A 20,597-nucleotide genomic window follows, 5' to 3' on the forward strand; every position below is an offset into this window, starting at 1 on the left:
TTGTGTGGAATTACTCATTTACTTGATTCTATTTTTATTTGTCTTAATCATTTCAACTACGACCAATAAACTTCTCCCTTTTTTGCCCCTTCCTCTTGTGCAAATCCTTTTGGGGGTTGGGATTGGTTTATTCGTTCCCGATGCGGACTTTCATCTCAATACAGAGCTGTTTCTGGCCATGGTTATTGGTCCCTTACTTTTCCGGGAGGCAGAAGAAGCGGATATTACGTCCATTTTGAAGCATTGGCGGATTGTCGTCTTTCTGATCTTTCCTGTGATTTTTATCTCGACCTTAAGCTTGGGGGGCATGGCTCACTTCCTTTGGATGACTCTTCCTTTAGCTGCCTGTTTAGCAGTTGGAGCGGCACTTGGGCCAACAGATTTGGTTGCCTTTGCATCTCTTTCTGAACGTTTTCGTTTTCCTAAACGGGTTTCTAATATTCTAAAAGGGGAAGGGCTCTTAAATGACGCTTCTGGGTTGGTTGCATTTCAGATGGCCCTGGCTGCTTGGACAACAGGAACTTTTTCTTTCAGCCAAGCTGGGACTTCCCTAGCACTTTCCATCCTTGGTGGTTTTGTAGTCGGTTTTGTGACGGCTATGGTCAATCGTTTCTTGCATACCTTTTTACTGAGTGTGCGAGCGATAGATATAGCCAGTGAACTATTGCTAGAGCTAAGTTTGCCACTCATGACCTTTTTCATCGCAGAAGAGTTTCATGTTTCAGGGATTATCGCAGTAGTGGTTGCAGGTATTTTGAAGGCTAGTCGATTCAAAAAAATTACGCTCCTTGAGGCTCAGGTTGACACCGTGACGGAGACCGTCTGGCACACCGTGACCTTTATGCTAAATGGATCAGTCTTTGTTATCCTGGGAATGGAATTAGAGTTGATAGCAGAGCCAATCTTGTCTAATTCTCTCTACAATCCCCTTCTTTTACTGATTTCGGTTGTCGTTCTGACCTTCTTGCTTTTTGCGATCCGCTTTGTCATGATTGCTGGTTTTTACTTTGTGAGGACGCGTCGACTTAAGAAAAAAATTCATAAGTACATGAAAGATATGCTTCTTTTGACCTTCTCTGGTGTCAAAGGGACAGTATCTATCGCGACCATTCTCCTCATACCAAGTCATTTGGAGCAGGAATATCCTTTATTACTCTTCCTTGTAGCAGGCGTTACACTGTTGAGCTTTTTAACGGGTTTACTAGTCCTCCCTCACTTATCTGAGGAACAAGAGGAAAGCAAGGACCATTTGATGCATATTGCGATTCTGAATGATGTGGCTGCAGAATTAGAAAAAGAGCTGGACCATCACAAGAACAAACTTCCTCTTTATGCAGCTATTGATAATTATCATGGTCGGATTGAAAACCTCATCCTTAGTCAGGAAAATAAAAGAGTCCAAGAGGACTGGGAGTCCCTCAAGCTTCTTATCTTGAGTATTGAGAGTGACGGTTTGGAGCAAGCCTACGAAGAAAATAGAATCAGCGAGCGTGGCTATCGAGTTTACCAACGTTACCTAAAAAACATGGAGCAGAGTATCAATCGGAATTTCGCTTCTAGAGTGACTTATTATTTCCTTGTTTCTTTACGGATACTGCGCTTTCTACTCCATGAAATGTTTACCTTTGGCAAAACTTTCCGTAGTTGGATGAATGAAGAATCTCGTAAACTACTAGCAGTTGACTATGATCAGATTTCAGAGTTGTATTTGGAAAATACAGAGCTGATTATCGAGAGTTTGGAAAACCTCAAAGGGGTTTACAAGAGTTCTCTGATTAGTTTTATGCAAGAGTCTCGTCTACGCGAGACGGCCATTATCGGAAGTGGTGCCTTTGTTGAGCGGGTTATCAATCGCATCAAGCCAAACAATATCGATGAAATGCTACGAGGCTACTATCTCGAACGTAAGGCAATCTTTGAATACGAAGAAGCTAAACTGATAACAGCCAAGTATGCCAAAAAACTACGCCAAAATGTGAATAATTTAGAGAATTATTCTCTGAAAGAGGCTGCAAATACTTTACCTTATGATATGCTAGATTTAATCAGAAGAACTTAGATGATGAAGAAAATGACGGAGGATGGAAGATGAAAAAGTGGTGGAAAGAGCTGATGGACAGGCCCTTATTGAAAGCTTTTTTGCATTATTATCAAGCATCTGATAGTGAGTTGACCAGTGTTGCGGTTGCCTACTATTGGTTGATTTCAATCTTTCCTTTGCTAATGATAATGGTCAATATTTTGCCTTATTTTCAGATTCCGGTCTCAAATTTCTTACTTACGATCAAGGAATTTTTGCCTGATACGGTGTATGATGTGGTCGCCAAGATTGTCCGAGAAGTTCTGACTCAACCATCAACTGGTTTGTTGAGTTTTGCCGTTTTATCTGCACTCTGGACCTTTTCAAAATCAATGGATTTCCTTCAAAAAGCCTTTAATAAAGCCTATGGAGTGACCAAGAGTCGAGGGATTATCTCCCATCAGTTGATGAGTTTGCTTGTTAGCCTTGGCTTGCAGATTCTTTTTGCCCTAGCCTTGTTTTTGAGTATGTTTGGTCGCATGTTGCTCAACCTCCTCAAAACTTACTGGCAATCAGACAGCCCGCTATTTTCCTACCTGCAAGATTTTACAGGCCCTCTGGTCTATGCCTTGATCTTTGCCATTCTAGTCATGATTTACTATTTCCTTCCAAAAGTAAAAACACCACGAATCCGCTATGTTTTACCAGGAAGTATCTTTGTTTTGCTAACTCTTATCGGTTTATTGAATATCTTTTCTGTTTATTTTAATAACTATGTTAATCACCTAGTTGATGTCCGTTTTTTCAGTTCCATTATCGTGGTAGTCATGATGTTCTGGTTTATTCTTATTGCTAAGATTTTGATTATCGGAGCAGTTATCAATGCCAGTGTTCAGAGTTTGAAAGATCCAAAGTTTAGTATGGAATGATTAGAAAAATCCCTATTAGGTTTCCTAATAGGGATTTTCTTAATAGATAAACATGGCATCACCGAAACTGAAGAAACGGTAGCGTTCTTGAATAGCGTGCTGGTATGCATCTAGGACTAATTCACGGCCTGCAAAGGCAGAAACCAACATGACGAGAGTTGATTTTGGCAGATGGAAGTTGGTTGAAAAGGCGTCCACAACCTTCCATTCGTAACCAGGTTTGATAAAGATATTGGTCCAGCCAGAATCAGCCTGGATTTGCCCGTCAAACTTGGAACCAATAGTCTCTAACGTGCGGATAGAGGTGGTTCCGACAGCGATGACGCGTCCACCATTTTCCTTAACAGAGCGAAGAGTGGCTGCTGCTTCCTCAGAAAGTTGGTAGAATTCGGAGTGCATTTCGTGTTCGTCCAGATTGTCCACAGAAACAGGTCTAAAAGTTCCTAAACCAACGTGGAGAGTCAAATAAACCAAATGGACACCCTTGGCTTGGATTTCTGCTAGCAGTTCTCTGGTGAAGTGGAGGCCAGCAGTCGGTGCTGCAGCAGAGCCACTTTCTTTAGCGTAGACGGTTTGATAACGTTCACGGTCATCCAGTTTTTCATGGATGTAGGGTGGTAGTGGCATTTCACCTAGACTTTCCAAGACTTCTAGAAAAATTCCTTGGTATTCGAAGCGGACAATGCGGCCTCCGTGGGTCAATTCTTCCGTAACGACAGCGCTGAGGCGACCATCGCCAAAGTTGACACGAGTGCCAACTTTGAGGCGTTTGGCAGGTTTAGCCAGAACTTCCCACTCATCACCACTAGTATTTTTGAGTAGGAGAAGTTCCACATGGCCTCCTGTCTCTTCTTTTTGGCCATAGAGGCGGGCAGGAAGAACGCGGGTGTCATTCATAGCGAGTGCATCTCCAGGTTCCAGCATATCAATAATGGAGTGGAAGTGTTTATCCTGCATTTCTCCCGTTTCCCGGTTTACGATGAGGAGCTTGGAGGCATCTCGTTTTTCAAGGGGTGTTTGGGCAATCAATTCCTCTGGTAAGTGGAAATCAAAATCAGCTGTATTCATTTTTTCATCATTCTTTCTAAGTTCTAATCTTATCCATTATAACACGTTTCAAGTTTGGGCGCTCTTTTTTTAGAAATTAAATCGTTTTCACTTGACAAAAATTGGTCTATACCATATAATGAATATAGTTTAAAACGGAGGATGAAAAGATGAAAGTTATTAAAGTTGAAAATCAAGTTGAAGGTGGAAAAGTTGCTTTTGAGATTTTGAAGGAAAAATTGGCCAATGGTGCTCAAACATTAGGACTTGCAACAGGAAGCAGCCCGCTTGAGTTTTACAAGGAAATCGTTGAGAGTGACCTTGATTTTTCAAATCTAACCAGTGTGAACCTTGATGAGTATGTAGGGCTTGATGGGGACAATCCACAGTCTTATCGTTACTTCATGCAGGAAAACTTGTTCAACCAAAAACCATTTAAAGAAAGTTTCTTGCCTCGTGGGGTTAAGGACAATGCTGAAGAAGAAGTTGAACGCTACAATCAAATTTTGGCTGACCATCCTGTTGATTTGCAAATCTTGGGAATTGGTCGCAATGGACATATCGGATTTAATGAGCCTGGTACTCCATTTGATAGCCAAACGCATCTAGTAGAACTTGACCAGTCTACTATCGAAGCCAATGCTCGCTTCTTTGACAAGATTGAAGACGTCCCAACTCAAGCTATTTCAATGGGAATTAAAAACATCTTGGATGCTAAGTCAATTATTCTCTTTGCTTACGGTGAGTCGAAAGCAGAAGCCATTGCTGGAACAGTGTCTGGCCCAGTGAGTGAGAAGCTCCCAGCAAGTAGTCTACAAAACCACCCTGACGTGACCATTATTGCGGATGCTGAAGCGCTCAGCTTGCTTGAAAAGTAAAATGACAAGAACCACTTGCTCTTTGGAGTGAGTGGCTTTTTACTTCAAATGTTCACTATCCTGCTAAAGTGGTATAATATAGCTATACGGGGAGGCTCGAACTTTGATTTATATAATCGGTTTTATTTGTTTTTTACTTTTAATGTTTCTGTTTAGTCGCTTAATTCAGCAATCAAAGAATCCTTCGGGCTTTCTAGGAAAACGAATGATGAAATTGTGGAATCGAACCTATCTCCCTATGTTTGTATGGGCAATTCGTCATCTGGATAGGACATTTTACCCTGTAATCTTAGATGTAGGAGTTGGGAATGGTCGTTCAACCATCCTGCTGAAAGAAACTTTTCCGCAAAGTACCATAACTGGAATCGATATTTCAGATACTGCAATAGCTCAAGCCAAACAGGTAGAGATGACTAATCTAAATTTTGAACGAAGAGACGTTAGGGAGACAGGCTTTTCTGATGAAAGTGTTGATTTAATCACAGCCTTTCAAACTCATTTTCATTGGCGGGACCTAGAGGCTTCTTTTATGGAACTTAGAAGAATACTCAAATCAGACGGGATGCTCTTACTGGCTTGTGAATATAACAAGTTGTCTTACTTTTTACCAGAGATCCAAAGCGAAGAAGCATTTAGAAGATTCTTGTTATCAGTAGGGTTTGAGCTCGTAACTAGTCAAAGAAAGGGATCGTGGATCCTTTATAAAATTGTTAAACATTAATGGAGGTACAATCATGAAACAATTATTTTTATGTTCATACTTTGCTGGTGTCAAAAAGCTTTTTAGAGATTATGCAAAGGAAAAGAATCTAGAAAATAAGGTTTTATTTATTCCTACCGCTGGGAATAAAGAGGATTATACTGCCTATATCGATGAGGCTCAGCAAACATTCAGAGATTTAGGCTTTGAGATAGAGGTTCTGGATATTGCTTCTTGTGATCGAGAAACCGCGCAGGCAAAGATTTTCCAAAGCAAGATTCTTTATATCTCAGGTGGAAATACCTTTTATTTGTTGCAAGAATTAAAGAAAAAACAACTCCTATCTCTTATCAAAGAACAAATAAGAGATGGGCTGATCTATGTGGGAGAATCAGCAGGGGCTATCATTACAGCCAAGGATATTGACTACAATAAACTCATGGACGACAAGACGGTAGCGACAGAGTTATCTGATACAACGGGATTGGATGAAGTGGATTTTTACATCCTTCCACATTATGGTGAGGAACCTTTTACTGATAGTAGCAAAAATACCTTTGAAATGTATAAAAAGCAGCTTGAATTGCTACCGCTTCATAACCACCAAGCAATTATCGTTAACGATGAGCAAATAGATATCTTGACAATAGAATAAAAGTGTGGTTGGAAGAACATTGATATTTTACCACTAAAACGATTAGCGGTTGATAATTCACTTAGTGGGAATCTGCCATGGATAGATTAATTTTATGAATTCAAGAAGGGAAAAGTTATGAAAATAAAAACGTTAGATAAAATAGGTGGGATTGTTTTCTTGTTTCTAACGATTGCTACCATTGTCGTTTTTTTATCAGATACGAGCTTCTTTGAGTGGGCGTTTACTAGACACCAGAATACTCTGAGTTGGTATATTCGCCCTCTCTTTATTATTCCAATTGTAATGGGAGCTTATAAAAAATCCTATAGCCTGATTTTCTTTTCTATATTTTGCCTATTTACTAGCATGTTTTGGTTCCCAAAGCCGGAAATAGTTGATGTAAAAGTAATTGAGTTTTTGAATTTTGAGAAGACTTATTTTACGAGCGGATGGAGTATTGAAAAAGTTATCATTCTGGCGACGATTCTAGCATTTTTTACGGCGATTATATCCTTAACATGGAGTAGACGTTGGTATGGATTATTAGCAACAGTAGTGATCGGAGCGTTTCTGAAGGTTGCCCATAGTCTTTTATTTAGTGGAGGAAGTGGTATATCGATTGTAAAACCAGCTGTTTTGGGCTTGATTCTCTGCATCTTAGTGATTTATTTCATCTTCAAAAGAAGAAAGTAAAAATAATAGAAGTTTATGGTTGCTTTTCTCTTGACAATTATTCACTTTGTGTGTAAAATGGAATAGATCTTGAACTTGAAGGGAGTGAAAAAAATGTCTAAAACAGTAGTACGTAAGAATGAATCTCTTGACGATGCACTTCGTCGTTTCAAACGTGCGGTTACTAAAGCTGGTACTCTTCAAGAAACACGCAAACGTGAATTCTATGAAAAACCTTCTGTAAAACGTAAACGTAAATCAGAAGCAGCTCGTAAACGTAAAAAATTCTAATTTGAAATGAAAGGCTAGACTTGTCTAGCCTTTTTTCTTTCCAAATAAATACTGTAAATCCTGCAAAAAAAGGAAACTTCCTACCACAATTTGATATAATAGTAGGGAGAACTCGATTGAAGGAGGAAATTATGTCGGTTTTAGTAAAAGAAGTCATTGAAAAGCTCAGATTAGACATTGTTTATGGTGAAGGCGATTTACTTGAAAAAGAAATCAATACTGCAGATATTTCTCGACCAGGTCTGGAAATGACGGGTTATTTTGATTACTATACTCCGGAGCGGCTTCAACTGTTGGGAATGAAGGAATGGTCTTATTTAGTCTCCATGTCTTCTCATAACCGTTATCAAGTTTTGAAGAAAATGTTTCTACCTGAAACACCCGCTGTCATCGTTGCTCGTGGCTTGGTAGTGCCAGAAGAAATGTTGAAAGCTGCTAGGGAATGTAAGATTGCGATTTTAACCAGTCGAACATCAACCAGTCGTTTATCTGGAGAGTTATCTAGCTACCTTGATTCCCGTTTGGCTGAACGTACGAGTGTGCATGGTGTCTTGATGGACATCTATGGTATGGGTGTCTTGATCCAAGGGGATAGTGGTATCGGTAAGAGCGAGACAGGTCTTGAGCTTGTGAAACGTGGGCACCGTTTGGTAGCAGACGATCGTGTAGATATCTTTGCCAAGGATGAAATGACCCTTTGGGGAGAGCCCGCTGAAATTTTGAAGCATTTGCTTGAGATTCGTGGAGTGGGTATTATTGACGTGATGAGTCTCTACGGAGCAAGTGCTGTAAAAGATTCTTCACAAGTTCAGTTGGCTGTTTACTTGGAAAATTATGATACCCATAAGACCTTTGATCGTCTAGGAAACAATGCTGAAGAAATCGAGATTTCTGGTGTAACGATTCCGCGTATCCGCATTCCAGTAAAAACAGGACGCAATATCTCTGTTGTTATTGAGGCGGCAGCCATGAACTATCGCGCTAAGGAAATGGGATTTGATGCGACGCGTTTATTTGAAGAACGCTTGACTAATCTCATCTCCAAAAATGAGGTGAAAAATGATTAATCCAGTCGCATTTGAAATCGGTCCTTTTTCTATTCGTTGGTATGCTTTGTGTATTGTGGCTGGTTTGGTTTTGGCAGTCTACCTTGCCATGAAGGAAGCTCCTAAAAAGAAAATTCTATCAGATGATATCTTGGATTTTATCCTGATTGCTTTTCCGATAGCTATTTTAGGTGCTAGACTATACTACGTACTCTTTCGCTTAGATTATTATCTGCAAAATCCAGGTGAAATCATTGCCATCTGGAATGGAGGCTTGGCCATTTATGGAGGTTTGATAGCAGGGGCTATTGTCCTTTATATCTTTGCAGATAGAAAGCTGATTAATACTTGGGATTTCTTAGATATTGCAGCACCAAGCGTCATGGTTGCCCAAAGTTTAGGACGCTGGGGGAACTTCTTTAACCAAGAAGCCTACGGTGCAGCAGTAGATAGTTTGGATTATTTGCCAGGCTTTATCCGTGACCAGATGTACATTGAGGGTAGCTACCGTCAGCCGACCTTCCTATATGAGTCGGTTTGGAATCTGATCGGTTTTGCTTTGATTCTGATTTTTAGACGAAAATTAAAGGGAATCAGACGTGGTCAGATCACTGCTTTCTACTTGATTTGGTATGGCTTTGGTCGTATGATTATCGAAGGAATGCGGACGGATAGTCTCATGTTCTTTGGCCTGCGAGTTTCCCAATGGTTATCAGTTATCCTTATCGGACTCGGTATTTTTATCATACTTTATCAAAATCGAAAGAAAGCCCCTTTCTATCATACAGAGGAGGAAAAATAAATGTTAGAAGTTGCATATATACTTGTTGCGATTGCTTTGATTGTCTGTTTAGTCTATTTGACAATCACGATTCAAAAAGCCGGTCGTATGATTGATGAAACAGAGAAAACCATCAAAACGTTGAGCTCAGATGTGAACGTTACCTTGCATCAGACCAATGAATTACTGGTTAAGGTCAATGTGTTAGCAGACGATATCAATATCAAAGTTGCGACGATTGATCCACTCTTTACGGCTGTGGCTGACTTATCTGAGTCAGTATCTGATCTCAACCAACATGCACGTGTTTTAGGTAAAAAGGCTTCATCTGCTGGTTCAAAGACCATTAAAACAGGTGCAAGTTTGTCCGCTCTTCGTTTCGCAAGTAAATTTTTCAAAAAATAGAAAAGGAGAAATCTTATGGGAAAACTATCCTCTATCTTTTTAGGAACAGTTTCAGGTGCAGCTCTTGCTTTGTTTTTGACGAGTGACAAGGGCAAGCAAGTTTGTAGTCAAGCTCAGGATTTTCTAGATGATTTGAGAGAAGATCCAGAATATGCTAGAGAGCAGGTTTGTGAGAAACTAACTGAAGTGAAGGAACAGGCAACTGACTTTGTGCTGAAAACAAAGGAACAAGTAGAATCTGGTGAAATCACTTTTGACAGTTTCCTTGATCAAGCCAAAACCTGTGCTCGACAAGCGACGGAAGCGTCAAAAGAAACCTTTAACAATCTCAAGGAGCAGTGGCAAGAACAGTCAGCAACTCCAGACGTTGCAGAAGACCAAGAAGAAATCATCATCGATATTACTGAAGTATAATGCATCACCATCTCTGGTTTTTGGAGATGGTGATTTTTATCTGCAAGCCTGTCTTTATGGTATAATAAGTACTATGCAGAAAAAACCAACGTCCGCCTACGTGCATATTCCCTTTTGCACACAGATTTGTTATTATTGTGACTTTTCAAAAGTATTTATCAAGAATCAACCAGTAGATAGTTACCTGGAGCATCTGCTAGAGGAGTTTCGCTCTTATGATATCCAAAAGTTGCGAACTCTCTACATTGGAGGTGGGACGCCAACGGCTTTGTCAGCTCCGCAATTAGAAGTGCTCTTGGATGGCTTGACTAAAAATCTAGACTTGTCTGTCTTGGAAGAGTTGACCATTGAAGCAAACCCAGGAGACTTGGATGTGGATAAGATTGCGGTTTTGAAGCAGTCACCAGTCAATCGTGTTTCCTTGGGTGTGCAGACTTTTGATGACAAAATGCTGAAAAAAATTGGGCGCAGTCACTTGGAGAAGGATATTTATGAAAATATCGACCACCTCAAACTGGCTGGTTTTGACAATATTTCTATCGACCTAATCTACGCTCTTCCAGGTCAAACTATGGTTCAGGTCAAGGACAATGTGGCTAAGGCCATTTCGCTTGATATTCCTCATATGAGTCTTTATAGCTTGATTTTGGAAAACCATACGGTCTTTATGAACCGCATGAGACGAGGGAAATTGCCCCTGCCCAAGGAGGAACTAGAAGCGGAGATGTTTGAGTACATCATCGCAGAACTGGAGCGAGCTGGTTTTGAGCATTATGAGATTTCCAATTTCTCTAAACCCGGATTTGAAAGTCGCCACAATCTCATGTACTGGGATAATGCCGAGTATTATGGTATCGGTGCGGGTGCTTCAGGTTATGTGAACGGAGTGCGTTATAAAAACCACGGTCCTATCCGCCACTATCTCAATGCGGTAGAGGCAGGAAATGCTCGGATAACAGAAGAACACCTGAGTCAAAGGGAACAGATGGAAGAAGAAATGTTCCTAGGCCTCCGGAAAAAATCTGGGGTTTCCATGGCGCGATTTGAGGAAAAATTCGGACGGTCCTTTGATGGATTATATGGAGAAATTGTCAGAGACTTGGTTCAACAAGGTCTCATGCAGATTGACGATGACCGTGTCCGAATGACAAAGAGAGGTCTCTTTTTAGGAGACACTGTAGCAGAACGATTTATTTTGGAGTAGAACAATGGGCTTAACTTATCAAATGAAAATGAAAATTCCTTTTGATATGGCGGACATGAACGGTCATATCAAACTTCCAGATGTGATTTTGCTGTCCTTGCAAGTATCAGGTATGCAGTCGATTGAGCTGGGAGTTAGCGACAAGGATATGTTAGAACGTTACAATCTGGTCTGGATTATTACAGACTATGCGATTGACGTGGTTCGCTTGCCTCGCTTTGCTGAGGAGATTACGATTGAAACAGAAGCATTGACTTACAATCGTCTTTTTTGTTACCGCCGTTTCACTATCTATGATGAAGCAGGTCAAGAAATCATTCGCATGGTAGCAACCTTTGTTCTCATGGACCGCGATAGTCGTAAAGTCCATGCTGTCGAACCGGAGATTGTTGCGCCTTATCAGTCTGAGTTTGATAAAAAACTCATCCGTGGGCCAAAGTATGCAAATCTAGAAAAACCGATCAGTAAAGACTACCATGTTCGTTTTTACGACTTGGATATGAATGGTCATGTCAATAATAGCAAATATCTGGATTGGATTTTTGAGGTCATGGGAGCCGATTTTCTAACCAACTATATTCCAAAGAAAATCAATCTCAAATATGTCAAAGAAGTGCGACCGGGTGGCATGATTGCTTCAGCGTATGAACTCAAGGGATTAGAAAGCAAGCATGAGATTATCAGTGATGGGGAGATCAATGCCCAAGCTATGATTACTTGGCAAGAAATTGAAGGCAATTAGAAAGGACGATATGACTTATAAAGGTTATTTAATTGATTTAGACGGAACCATTTACAAGGGGAAAGACCGAATCCCGGCAGGAGAGGCTTTTGTTCATGAGTTGCAAAAGCGAGAAATTCCTTATCTCTTTGTAACCAACAATACAACCCGCACTCCTGAGAGCGTTCAAGAGATGTTGGCTCAGAATTTTAATATCAACACGCCTCTATCGACGGTTTACACAGCGACTTTGGCAACCATCGACTATATGAATGACTTGGGACTAGAAAAGACAGTCTATGTCATCGGCGAAGCTGGGCTCAAGGATGCCATTCAGGCGGCTGGTTATGTCGAAGATAAGCAAAATCCTGCCTATGTGGTAGTTGGACTGGACTGGCAAGTCGACTATGAAAAATTTGCCACGGCGACTCTAGCCATCCAAAAGGGGGCTCACTTTATCGGAACCAATCCAGACCTCAATATCCCGACGGAACGTGGTCTTTTGCCTGGTGCTGGTTCACTTGTAACTCTGCTTGAAGTGGCAACACGAGTGAAACCAGTTTATATTGGAAAACCAAATGCTATCATTATGGATAAGGCAGTTGAGCACTTGGGTTTGAAACGAGAAGAATTGCTCATGGTGGGGGACAACTACCTGACAGACATCCGAGCAGGGATTGACAATGGTATTCCAACGCTCTTGGTGACGACAGGTTTTACCAAGGCAGAAGAAGTGGCTGACTTGCCAATCGTACCAACTCATGTGGTTTCTAGCCTTGCGGAGTGGAATTTTGATGAAAATTAAACTGACTTTTTGGGGAAGTATGCTCTTTCTCCTCTCACTGTCTATTCTCTTAACCATTTATCTGGCATGGTTTTTCTATCCCATGGAGATTCAATGGCTAAACTTAGCGGGTCGAGTCTATCTAAAGCCCGAAACCATTCAGTACAACTTTCATATCTTGATGAATTACCTGACCAATCCCTTTAGTCAGGTCTTAGAGATGCCAGATTTTCGTTCATCAGCTGCAGGTTTACACCATTTTGCGGTGGTGAAGAATCTCTTCCACTTGGTTCAGCTAGTTGCCCTAGTGACATTACCAAGTTTCTATTTCTTTGTTAGAAAGATTGTGAAAAAAGGATTTCTACCCCTATATCGTAAAAGTATCTTGGCTCTAGTGCTACTGCCTCTAGTCATTGGGCTTGTAGGAGTGTTGATTGGTTTTGAGCAATTCTTTACTCTTTTCCATCAGATTCTCTTTGTGGGAGATGATACCTGGCTTTTTGATCCAGCAAAGGATCCCGTTATTTGGATTTTGCCAGAGACTTTCTTTCTCCATGCCTTTTTACTTTTCTTTGCTTTGTATGAAGGAATGTTTGGTTTCCTTTTTGTTAAAGCTTCAAGGAAATAGTGGAAAAAGTTCTGTATTTTTAATAAAAAACGAGAGAAGTTGCCCTGCTCCCTATTTATTGTTAGGTTATCCTAAAGATAAGCTTGTAAAACGGGTAATTTTTACAGAAAACAGTCTATTTTCTATGAAAAAATAGGCTTTTTTTCTAAAAATACCTAGTCAAGCGCTTTATTTTTTTGTATAATAGAAATAGCAAGTATAGATAAAAGAAGAGAAAAGCATGATTACACTATTTTTATCACCGAGTTGTACATCATGTCGTAAGGCAAAGGCTTGGTTAGAGACGCATAAAGTGCCCTTTCAAGAGCATAATATTATGACTAGTCCTTTAACAAGAAAAGAATTACAACATATTCTTTCCTTGACCGAAAATGGTACTGATGACATCATTTCAACTCGTTCAAAAATCTTTCAAAAATTGGATATTGATGTAGAGAGTATCTCGGTATCGGAGTTGCTTCAGTTGATTGAGCAATATCCTAGTCTTTTGCGTCGCCCAATTATTACAGATACCAAACGCATGCAGATCGGTTTTAATGAAGATGAGATTCGTGCTTTTCTCCCTCGTAGTTACCGTAAACAAGAACTAAAAGAAGCAACATTGAGAGCTGGTATTGGATAGATGAACAAACAGTATAGTTACCCACTAGATTTGTCGTGGAGCACTGAAGAACTTGCTTCAGTGCTTTCTTTTTTTAATGATGTTGAAGCTGCTTATGAAGATAAGGTAGAAGCAAAAAAACTGCTAGATTCCTACAAGGAATTTAAGTCTGTCGTTCCGAGCAAAAGTGAAGAAAAGCGCCTAGGTCGAGAATTTGAGACGGCTAGCGGTTATTCCTTCTATCATGCGGTTCAATTAGCAAAAGAAAAAAGAGAAGGGAAGATTTCTCTTGGAAACTAAATTTGAATTTGCCAAACAGATTGTGCAGGAAGCTGCTGACTATATTTTGGCTCACATGAAAGAAGATTTGCAGGTTGAGTGCAAGTCTTCACCTACTGACTTAGTGACACGTTTGGACAAGGAGGTCCAGGAACTCTTGGTTGATCGGATCAAGTCCTCCTATCCTGAGGACTTGATTTGCGCGGAAGAGGGCTGTTTGCGTGCTGCGGTCAATCAAGGTTCTGTTTGGGTGATTGATCCCATTGACGGTACCAATAACTTTGTCGCTCAGCAGGAAGATTTTGCCGTGATGTTGGCTTATTTTGAGAATGGTGTGGGAAAATTTGGCATTATCTATGATGTTATGAAAGGTGATTGTTACCATGGTGGTGGTGCCTTTCCTCCTTGTCGCAATAATGAGCCCTTACCGCCTTTTAAAAAGAAGCCCCTCAGAGAATTCCTGGTTGCTGGTAATTCAGGCATGTTTGAAACCAATGAATGGGGCTTGGCGGACTTGGGCCGAGCAGCGTTGGGAGTCCGTGTCTATGGTAGTGCGGCCATTAGTTTTGCCAAGGTTTTATCAGGTCGTCTTCTGACTTATATTACCTATTTGCAGCCATGGGATTACGCTGCTGCCAGTATCTTAGGGCAAAGTCTGGGTTATCGTCTTCTTACAGTTTCTGGTGAGCCTGTTGATTTTCAAACGCGTCAGCCTGTCATGATGGTGCCAATCGAGATGCAAGAAGAGATTCAATCTTATATCTACGAAAGGAAAGAAAACTAAATGCAATTTCCAGAAGGATTTGTCGAAAAATATGAAGTGATACTAGAAGATGAGGCAAGAGATTTTCTTGCCTCTTTTGAACAAGAAGCAGTTTCGGCTTTTCGAGTCAATCCCTTAAAAGAAAGTCAGCTATCGTTTGCCGATGCCATTCCCCATACACCTTGGGGGCACTATGGAAAAGTTTCTGGGAAATCTCCAGAGCATGTGACAGGTTTTGTTTATTCGCAGGAGCCTGCAGCCCAAATGGTGGCCCAGGTAGCTCAGCCCCTTCCTGGTATGAAGGTCTTGGACTTGGCGGCAGCGCCAGGTGGGAAGTCTACTCAATTGGCTGCTTACCTGGCTAATCAGGGAGTCCTTGTTTCCAATGAAATTTCAAGCAAGCGGGCTAAGATTTTAGTGGAAAATATGGAGCGGTTTGGAGCGACAAATGTTGTCGTGACCAATGAATCTGCGGACCGCCTAGCCAAGGTTTTTAAAGGTTACTTTGATGTGATTGTCCTTGATGCACCTTGCTCGGGTGAAGGGATGTTTCGTAAGCAACCCGATGCCATGGATTATTGGAGTACCGATTATCCTTGCCAATGTGCCAATCTCCAAAGGGAAATTCTGGAAGATGCAGTGACCATGCTTGCAGAAGGTGGCCGTCTGGTCTACTCGACCTGTACTTGGTCACCTGAGGAAAATGAAGAAATCGTCCACTGGTTGCTTGATACTTATGATTTTGAATTGCTTCCAGTCGAGCATGTGAACGGTATGGTAGCAGGAATTGATCTTCCTGAAACGGCTCGAATGTACCCTCATCATTTCAAGGGAGAAGGCCAGTTTGTAGCCCACCTGCAGTTTAAGGGAGAAAATCCAGCAGCTAAATTCAAAGCTAGCAAGAGCAATCTCAGTCGCGAACAGCAGAACTTATGGCAAGAATTTGCCCAAAAACATCTAAAAATATTGCTAACTGGCGTACTACAAACTTTTGGAGACCAACTTTATCTCTTGCCAGAGATGTTACCTGATCTAGGGAAACTCAAAATTGCCCGAAATGGACTTCGTCTGGGAACTTTTAAGAAGAAACGCTTCGAACCAAGCTTTGCTCTGGGATTAGCCTTAAAACCAAGTCAGGTTTTGCAAACAGTCGAAATCAAGGATGAGAATTTTGTAAAATATGTGGCTGGGGAGACAGTTCAGCTTGCTAAAAGTCTACCAAATGGCTGGTATCAAGTTCTTGTTCATGGAAACGGTCTAGGCTTTGCAAAAGTTACTGGAAATGTTTTAAAAAATTATTATCCAAAAGGCCTCAGATTCAAGTGAAAAAGCTAGTCAAAGAACCTATTCTATGTTATAGTGGAAGTATGGTTTTTTCTGATAGTCTTTCATTATTGCTTATATTATACGATGGAATTGTCCGCTCCTAAGAATGTCTAGATAAAATAAAGCGGGACAATCATTGATGATAATTGGATGATCAGGACAAACGGAAGAAATCAGAACATTTATCATTATGTTCAAGGAGAATAACAGTGAAAAAAAGAAAAAAGCTCGTCATGTCTCTTGCAGCACTTTTGATGGCAGGTTCTCTAGCAGGATGCGCTAGCTGGATTGATCGTGGAGAATCTATGACAGCTGTTGGTTCCACAGCTCTTCAACCTCTTGTCGAAGCAGCAGCAGATGAATTCGGTTCTAGAAACATCGGAAAAACAGTTAATGTTCAAGGTGGAGGATCGGGTACAGGACTTTCCCAAGTTCAGTCTGGAGCAGTTGACATCGGGAACTCTGACGTCTTTGCAGAGGAAAAAGAAGGAATCGATGCTTCAGCTCTAGTAGACCACAAGGTTGCAGTGGCTGGTCTTGCAGTGATTGTAAACAAGGAAGTGGATGTTGAAAATCTCACAACCGAGCAACTTCGCAAGATCTTTACAGGTGAAGTGACCAACTGGAAAGAAGTTGGGGGCAAAGACCTGGCCATTTCAATCATCAACCGAGCAGCAAGTTCTGGTTCACGAGCGACGTTTGATACGGTGGTTATGAATGGCCAATCGGCTATGCAGAGTCAAGAGCAGGATTCTAACGGGATGGTCAAGTCCATTGTATCCCAAACTCCTGGAGCCATTTCTTATCTAGCCTTTGCCTATGTAGATGATTCCGTGAAAAGCATGAAACTGAATGGGTATGAACCTACATCTGAGAATGTAACGACCAACAACTGGCCTTTGTGGTCTTATGAACATATGTACACACTTGGTCAGCCAAATGAGTTAGCTGCTGAATTCCTGAATTTCGTCCTCTCAGATGAAGCCCAAAATGGAATTGTTAAAGGGATGGGCTATATTTCCATCAATGAAATGAAAGTCCAAAAGGATGCTTCAGGTACCGTTACAGCAGTAGAAGGAGGTCAATAATGAATCAAGAAGAATTATCTAAAAAATTACTCTCTCCTTCAAAGAACTCTCGCCTTGAGAAGTTTGGTAAAGGTTTGACCTTCACTTGCCTTTCTTTGATTGTTATCATTGTGGCGATGATTTTGATTTTTGTAGCCCAAAAAGGCTTGTCAACCTTCTTTGTCAATGGAGTGAACATCTTTGATTTCCTCTTTGGACAAACTTGGAATCCTTCGGGGAAACAATTTGGTGCCCTTCCGATGATTTTGGGTTCCTTTATTGTGACGATTTTATCAGCTCTTATCGCAACACCCTTTGCTATCGGAGCTGCAGTCTTTATGACTGAAGTATCACCAAAGGGTGCAAAAATCTTGCAACCGGCCATTGAACTCCTCGTCGGTATTCCTTCAGTTGTCTATGGATTTATCGGTTTGCAAGTTGTGGTGCCTTTTGTCCGTAGCGTCTTTGGTGGAACTGGTTTTGGGATCCTGTCAGGGATTTTCGTTCTCTTTGTCATGATCCTACCAACTGTAACCTTTATGACAACAGACAGCTTGCGTGCTGTTCCTCGTCATTACCGTGAAGCTAGTTTGGCTATGGGAGCCACTCGTTGGCAAACCATCTGGCGTGTGACCTTGAAAGCAGCACGTTCAGGTATTTTCACAGCAGTGGTCTTTGGGATGGCGCGTGCCTTCGGTGAAGCCCTTGCTATTCAGATGGTTGTCGGAAACTCAGCAGTTATCCCAACCTCGCTAACAACACCTGCTGCGACTTTGACTTCTGTTTTGACTATGGGTATCGGAAATACTGTCATGGGAACGGTTGATAATAACGTTCTCTGGTCACTGGCCTTAGTCTTGCTCTTGATGAGTTTGGCCTTTAACAGTGTGATTAAGTTGATTACGAAAGAAAGAGGAAAGAAAAACTATGCACGCTAAGAAATTAGATAAACTTGCAACAGCTGTCCTCTATACCATCGCGGGTATCATTGTTGCCATCTTGGCGTCCTTGATTCTCTATATCCTGGTTCGAGGGTTACCTCATATCTCTTGGTCCTTCTTGACTGGGAAATCTTCCTCTTATCAAGCAGGCGGGGGTATTGGGATTCAGCTCTATAATTCCTTCTTCCTTCTGGTCATTACCTTGGTTATTTCTGTTCCTTTATCCATGGGAGCCGGCGTTTTCCTTGCTGAGTATGCCAAAAAAGGGCCTGTGACCAATTTTATTCGTACCTGTATTGAGATTTTGTCTTCTCTACCATCAGTCGTTGTGGGTCTCTTTGGTTACTTGATTTTTGTAGTCCAGTTTGAGTATGGATTTTCAATCATTTCAGGTGCCTTGGCCTTGACGGTCTTTAACCTCCCTCAGATGACTCGAAATGTTGAGGACAGTTTAAAACACGTTCACCATACACAACGTGAGGCTGGCTTAGCTCTTGGAATTTCTCGTTGGGAGACTGTGGTCCATGTCGTCATTCCAGAAGCCCTTCCAAGCATCGTAACGGGTGTTGTCTTGGCCTCTGGCCGTATCTTTGGTGAGGCCGCCGCTCTTATCTATACGGCAGGACAATCCGCTCCAGCCCTTGACTGGTCTAACTGGAATATCCTCAGTGTTACCAGCCCCATCTCAATCTTCCGTCAAGCAGAAACCTTGGCTGTCCACATTTGGAAGGTCAACAGTGAAGGAACCATTCCTGATGCTACCATTGTATCTGCTGGTTCTGCCGCTGTGCTCCTCATCTTTATCTTGATTTTTAACTTTGGAGCACGCAAACTCGGAAGCTATCTACACAAGAAATTAACCGCTGCCTAAAGGAGAAGCCATGTCAAAATATAACTGGGATGAAAAGCATATCATCACCTTTCCTGAAGAAAAAGTGGCCCTCTCTACCAAGGATTTACATGTTTACTACGGTAAAAATGAATCCATCAAGGGCATCGATATGCAATTTGAAAGAAATAAAATAACGGCCTTGATTGGTCCTTCCGGATCTGGGAAATCTACCTACCTTCGCAGTCTCAATCGGATGAATGATACCATTGATATTGCCAAGGTCACAGGTCAAATCCTCTACCAAGGGATTGACGTCAACCGTCCAGAAATCAATGTCTATGAGATGCGCAAGCATATCGGAATGGTCTTCCAACGTCCAAATCCATTTGCCAAGTCTATTTACCGTAACATCACTTTTGCTCATGAACGTGCAGGAGTCAAGGATAAGAAAGTCTTGGATGAAATTGTCGAAACCTCTCTCCGACAGGCTGCCCTTTGGGATCAGGTCAAAGATGACCTCCACAAATCAGCCTTGATGCTTTCTGGTGGACAGCAACAACGTCTCTGTATCGCTCGCGCCATCTCTGTCAAGCCAGATATCCTCTTGATGGATGAACCGGCGTCAGCCTTGGATCCGATTGCGACAGCCCAACTGGAAGAAACCATGTTGGAATTGAAGAAGGACTTTACCATCATCATCGTTACCCACAGTATGCAACAGGCTGCGCGTGCAAGTGACTACACAGGATTTTTCTACTTAGGTGATTTGATTGAGTATGATAAGACATCCAATATTTTCCAAAATGCTAAGTTACAGTCAACCAATGACTATGTAACGGGACACTTTGGTTAGAAAGGAAGCAGTATGACAGAACCGATTTTGCAGGTTAAAGACCTGTCCGTTTATTACAATAAAAAGAAGGCTTTGAATAGTGTTTCCCTTTCTTTCCAACCTAAGGAAATAACCGCCTTGATTGGTCCTTCTGGATCAGGAAAGTCCACCCTGCTCAAAGCCATCAACCGCATGGGCGATCTAAATCCTGAGGTGACAACAACTGGAACAGTGATTTATAATGGCCACAATATCTACAGCCCCCGTACCGATACGGTTGAATTGCGTAAGGAAATCGGTATGGTTTTTCAACAGCCCAATCCCTTCCCTATGTCTATCTATGAAAATGTTGTCTACGGCTTACGTATCAATGGAGTCAGGGATAAACATGTTTTGGATGAAGCGGTGGAAAAAGCCTTGCAACGCGCTTCTATTTGGGATGAGGTCAAGGATCGCTTGCATGATTCAGCCATTGGTCTCTCAGGTGGACAACAACAACGTGTTTGTGTTGCCCGTGTCTTAGCAACCAGTCCCAAGATTATTCTCTTGGATGAACCGACTTCAGCTTTGGATCCTATCTCGGCTGGTAAGATTGAGGAAACCTTGTATGGTCTGAAAGATAAATACACCATGCTCTTGGTAACACGTTCGATGCAACAGGCCTCTCGTATCTCTGATAAAACAGGATTTTTCCTAGATGGGGATTTGATTGAGTTTAACGATACGAAGAAAATGTTCCTAGACCCACAAAACAAGGAAACAGAAGATTATATTACAGGAAAATTTGGATAAGGAGTTG

General features: G+C 41.5%; 25 protein-coding genes. 24 read left to right on the forward strand and 1 reads right to left on the reverse strand.

The annotated features are described in order from the left end of the window. Positions 1-4: 4 nt before the first annotated feature. Entirely contained in the window at positions 5-2,059 is a 2,055-nt protein-coding gene (locus EKB01_RS01275) for a sodium:proton antiporter (RefSeq protein ID WP_033606111.1), read from the forward strand. A gap of 29 nt (positions 2,060-2,088) precedes the next feature. Beyond that, positions 2,089-2,949: a YihY/virulence factor BrkB family protein gene (locus EKB01_RS01280; RefSeq protein ID WP_033606110.1), complete on the forward strand. Its 861-nt coding sequence runs from the start codon at positions 2,089-2,091 to the stop codon at positions 2,947-2,949. A 39-nt stretch (positions 2,950-2,988) separates the two neighbouring features. Here the strand turns inward: EKB01_RS01280 and queA are convergent, their stop codons facing one another. Beyond that, positions 2,989-4,017, reverse strand: a complete 1,029-nt coding sequence (gene queA, locus EKB01_RS01285; RefSeq protein ID WP_167265362.1) for a tRNA preQ1(34) S-adenosylmethionine ribosyltransferase-isomerase QueA — start codon at positions 4,015-4,017, stop codon at positions 2,989-2,991. A gap of 149 nt (positions 4,018-4,166) precedes the next feature. Between queA and EKB01_RS01290 the strand changes: the two genes are divergently transcribed. From EKB01_RS01290 to pstB (EKB01_RS01395), 22 genes are all read left to right on the forward strand, one after another. After that, entirely contained in the window at positions 4,167-4,874 is a 708-nt protein-coding gene (locus EKB01_RS01290; protein ID WP_167265364.1) for a glucosamine-6-phosphate deaminase, read from the forward strand. A 103-nt stretch (positions 4,875-4,977) separates the two neighbouring features. Continuing rightward, positions 4,978-5,595 carry a class I SAM-dependent methyltransferase gene (locus tag EKB01_RS01295; RefSeq protein WP_167265366.1) on the forward strand — a complete coding sequence of 206 codons (618 nt, stop codon included), beginning with the start codon at positions 4,978-4,980 and terminating at the stop codon, positions 5,593-5,595. A 13-nt stretch (positions 5,596-5,608) separates the two neighbouring features. Then, positions 5,609-6,229: a Type 1 glutamine amidotransferase-like domain-containing protein gene (locus EKB01_RS01300; RefSeq protein ID WP_167265368.1), complete on the forward strand. Its 621-nt coding sequence runs from the start codon at positions 5,609-5,611 to the stop codon at positions 6,227-6,229. Positions 6,230-6,346: 117 nt separating this feature from the next. Beyond that, the gene (locus EKB01_RS01305) at positions 6,347-6,904 is read left to right on the forward strand and encodes a hypothetical protein (protein ID WP_000695593.1); all 558 of its coding nucleotides are present in this window, start codon (positions 6,347-6,349) and stop codon (positions 6,902-6,904) included. Positions 6,905-6,997: 93 nt separating this feature from the next. Next, positions 6,998-7,174, forward strand: a complete 177-nt coding sequence (gene rpsU, locus EKB01_RS01310; RefSeq protein ID WP_000048054.1) for a 30S ribosomal protein S21 — start codon at positions 6,998-7,000, stop codon at positions 7,172-7,174. 131 nt (positions 7,175-7,305) lie between these two features. Then, positions 7,306-8,241 carry an HPr(Ser) kinase/phosphatase gene (gene hprK / locus EKB01_RS01315; protein ID WP_033585588.1) on the forward strand — a complete coding sequence of 312 codons (936 nt, stop codon included), beginning with the start codon at positions 7,306-7,308 and terminating at the stop codon, positions 8,239-8,241. After that, on the forward strand, positions 8,234-9,022 hold the full coding sequence (lgt, locus tag EKB01_RS01320; protein ID WP_033585590.1) for a prolipoprotein diacylglyceryl transferase: 789 nt from the start codon (positions 8,234-8,236) through the stop codon (positions 9,020-9,022). The genes hprK and lgt overlap by 8 nt, the downstream gene beginning before the upstream one ends. Beyond that, positions 9,023-9,406, forward strand: coding sequence for a DUF948 domain-containing protein (locus EKB01_RS01325; RefSeq protein ID WP_033585592.1), 384 nt, complete (start codon positions 9,023-9,025; stop codon positions 9,404-9,406). Positions 9,407-9,421: 15 nt separating this feature from the next. Beyond that, positions 9,422-9,820 carry a YtxH domain-containing protein gene (locus EKB01_RS01330; protein WP_167265369.1) on the forward strand — a complete coding sequence of 133 codons (399 nt, stop codon included), beginning with the start codon at positions 9,422-9,424 and terminating at the stop codon, positions 9,818-9,820. A 73-nt stretch (positions 9,821-9,893) separates the two neighbouring features. After that, positions 9,894-11,024: a radical SAM family heme chaperone HemW gene (hemW, locus tag EKB01_RS01335; protein WP_057489343.1), complete on the forward strand. Its 1,131-nt coding sequence runs from the start codon at positions 9,894-9,896 to the stop codon at positions 11,022-11,024. Between the two features lie 4 nt (positions 11,025-11,028). Then, positions 11,029-11,766 carry an acyl-[acyl-carrier-protein] thioesterase gene (locus tag EKB01_RS01340; protein ID WP_033585597.1) on the forward strand — a complete coding sequence of 246 codons (738 nt, stop codon included), beginning with the start codon at positions 11,029-11,031 and terminating at the stop codon, positions 11,764-11,766. Between the two features lie 10 nt (positions 11,767-11,776). Beyond that, a complete protein-coding gene (locus tag EKB01_RS01345) occupies positions 11,777-12,550 on the forward strand; it encodes a TIGR01457 family HAD-type hydrolase (RefSeq protein ID WP_033585599.1) in 774 nt (257 codons plus the stop codon). Next, on the forward strand, positions 12,540-13,157 hold the full coding sequence (locus tag EKB01_RS01350; RefSeq protein ID WP_033585600.1) for a TIGR01906 family membrane protein: 618 nt from the start codon (positions 12,540-12,542) through the stop codon (positions 13,155-13,157). The genes EKB01_RS01345 and EKB01_RS01350 overlap by 11 nt, the downstream gene beginning before the upstream one ends. 220 nt (positions 13,158-13,377) lie before the next feature. Then, a complete protein-coding gene (locus tag EKB01_RS01355; RefSeq protein ID WP_002875821.1) occupies positions 13,378-13,779 on the forward strand; it encodes a Spx/MgsR family RNA polymerase-binding regulatory protein in 402 nt (133 codons plus the stop codon). Beyond that, the gene (locus tag EKB01_RS01360) at positions 13,780-14,058 is read left to right on the forward strand and encodes a UPF0223 family protein (protein ID WP_001041959.1); all 279 of its coding nucleotides are present in this window, start codon (positions 13,780-13,782) and stop codon (positions 14,056-14,058) included. Then, the gene (locus EKB01_RS01365) at positions 14,048-14,821 is read left to right on the forward strand and encodes an inositol monophosphatase family protein (protein ID WP_167265370.1); all 774 of its coding nucleotides are present in this window, start codon (positions 14,048-14,050) and stop codon (positions 14,819-14,821) included. The genes EKB01_RS01360 and EKB01_RS01365 overlap by 11 nt, the downstream gene beginning before the upstream one ends. Further along, positions 14,822-16,126: an RsmF rRNA methyltransferase first C-terminal domain-containing protein gene (locus EKB01_RS01370; RefSeq protein ID WP_167265371.1), complete on the forward strand. Its 1,305-nt coding sequence runs from the start codon at positions 14,822-14,824 to the stop codon at positions 16,124-16,126. It begins immediately after the preceding gene. Between the two features lie 209 nt (positions 16,127-16,335). Next, on the forward strand, positions 16,336-17,214 hold the full coding sequence (locus EKB01_RS01375; RefSeq protein WP_007520299.1) for a phosphate ABC transporter substrate-binding protein PstS: 879 nt from the start codon (positions 16,336-16,338) through the stop codon (positions 17,212-17,214). Next, entirely contained in the window at positions 17,214-18,131 is a 918-nt protein-coding gene (gene pstC / locus EKB01_RS01380) for a phosphate ABC transporter permease subunit PstC (protein ID WP_001070951.1), read from the forward strand. Before EKB01_RS01375 ends, pstC begins: the two co-directional genes overlap by 1 nt. Then, positions 18,121-19,005, forward strand: coding sequence for a phosphate ABC transporter permease PstA (gene pstA / locus EKB01_RS01385; protein ID WP_167265372.1), 885 nt, complete (start codon positions 18,121-18,123; stop codon positions 19,003-19,005). Before pstC ends, pstA begins: the two co-directional genes overlap by 11 nt. A 10-nt stretch (positions 19,006-19,015) precedes the next feature. Beyond that, positions 19,016-19,819: a phosphate ABC transporter ATP-binding protein PstB gene (gene pstB / locus EKB01_RS01390; RefSeq protein WP_009730331.1), complete on the forward strand. Its 804-nt coding sequence runs from the start codon at positions 19,016-19,018 to the stop codon at positions 19,817-19,819. A gap of 12 nt (positions 19,820-19,831) precedes the next feature. Next, positions 19,832-20,590, forward strand: coding sequence for a phosphate ABC transporter ATP-binding protein PstB (pstB, locus tag EKB01_RS01395; RefSeq protein ID WP_000138671.1), 759 nt, complete (start codon positions 19,832-19,834; stop codon positions 20,588-20,590). Positions 20,591-20,597: the final 7 nt, after the last annotated feature.

Origin of the sequence: Streptococcus sp. CCUG 71758 (assembly GCF_011714815.1) — a bacterium.
GTDB classification, from domain to species: Bacteria; Bacillota; Bacilli; order Lactobacillales; family Streptococcaceae; genus Streptococcus; species Streptococcus halitosis.

Excerpts from the sequence above, each read along its gene's own strand:
- EKB01_RS01355 (WP_002875821.1), top strand. The coding sequence starts at position 13,378 with ATGATTACACTATTTTTATCACCGAGTTGTACATCATGTCGTAAGGCA.
- pstA (WP_167265372.1), top strand. The coding sequence starts at position 18,121 with ATGCACGCTAAGAAATTAGATAAACTTGCAACAGCTGTCCTCTATACC.
- EKB01_RS01325 (WP_033585592.1), top strand. The coding sequence starts at position 9,023 with ATGTTAGAAGTTGCATATATACTTGTTGCGATTGCTTTGATTGTCTGT.
- pstC (WP_001070951.1), top strand. The coding sequence starts at position 17,214 with ATGAATCAAGAAGAATTATCTAAAAAATTACTCTCTCCTTCAAAGAAC.
- EKB01_RS01345 (WP_033585599.1), top strand. The coding sequence starts at position 11,777 with ATGACTTATAAAGGTTATTTAATTGATTTAGACGGAACCATTTACAAG.
- hemW (WP_057489343.1), top strand. The coding sequence starts at position 9,894 with ATGCAGAAAAAACCAACGTCCGCCTACGTGCATATTCCCTTTTGCACA.
- EKB01_RS01350 (WP_033585600.1), top strand. The coding sequence starts at position 12,540 with ATGAAAATTAAACTGACTTTTTGGGGAAGTATGCTCTTTCTCCTCTCA.
- EKB01_RS01340 (WP_033585597.1), top strand. The coding sequence starts at position 11,029 with ATGGGCTTAACTTATCAAATGAAAATGAAAATTCCTTTTGATATGGCG.
- EKB01_RS01305 (WP_000695593.1), top strand. The coding sequence starts at position 6,347 with ATGAAAATAAAAACGTTAGATAAAATAGGTGGGATTGTTTTCTTGTTT.
- EKB01_RS01290 (WP_167265364.1), top strand. The coding sequence starts at position 4,167 with ATGAAAGTTATTAAAGTTGAAAATCAAGTTGAAGGTGGAAAAGTTGCT.
- queA (WP_167265362.1), bottom strand. The coding sequence starts at position 4,017 with ATGAATACAGCTGATTTTGATTTCCACTTACCAGAGGAATTGATTGCC.
- pstB (WP_009730331.1), top strand. The coding sequence starts at position 19,016 with ATGTCAAAATATAACTGGGATGAAAAGCATATCATCACCTTTCCTGAA.
- EKB01_RS01330 (WP_167265369.1), top strand. The coding sequence starts at position 9,422 with ATGGGAAAACTATCCTCTATCTTTTTAGGAACAGTTTCAGGTGCAGCT.
- EKB01_RS01280 (WP_033606110.1), top strand. The coding sequence starts at position 2,089 with ATGAAAAAGTGGTGGAAAGAGCTGATGGACAGGCCCTTATTGAAAGCT.
- lgt (WP_033585590.1), top strand. The coding sequence starts at position 8,234 with ATGATTAATCCAGTCGCATTTGAAATCGGTCCTTTTTCTATTCGTTGG.
- EKB01_RS01360 (WP_001041959.1), top strand. The coding sequence starts at position 13,780 with ATGAACAAACAGTATAGTTACCCACTAGATTTGTCGTGGAGCACTGAA.
- rpsU (WP_000048054.1), top strand. The coding sequence starts at position 6,998 with ATGTCTAAAACAGTAGTACGTAAGAATGAATCTCTTGACGATGCACTT.
- EKB01_RS01370 (WP_167265371.1), top strand. The coding sequence starts at position 14,822 with ATGCAATTTCCAGAAGGATTTGTCGAAAAATATGAAGTGATACTAGAA.
- pstB (WP_000138671.1), top strand. The coding sequence starts at position 19,832 with ATGACAGAACCGATTTTGCAGGTTAAAGACCTGTCCGTTTATTACAAT.
- hprK (WP_033585588.1), top strand. The coding sequence starts at position 7,306 with ATGTCGGTTTTAGTAAAAGAAGTCATTGAAAAGCTCAGATTAGACATT.
- EKB01_RS01300 (WP_167265368.1), top strand. The coding sequence starts at position 5,609 with ATGAAACAATTATTTTTATGTTCATACTTTGCTGGTGTCAAAAAGCTT.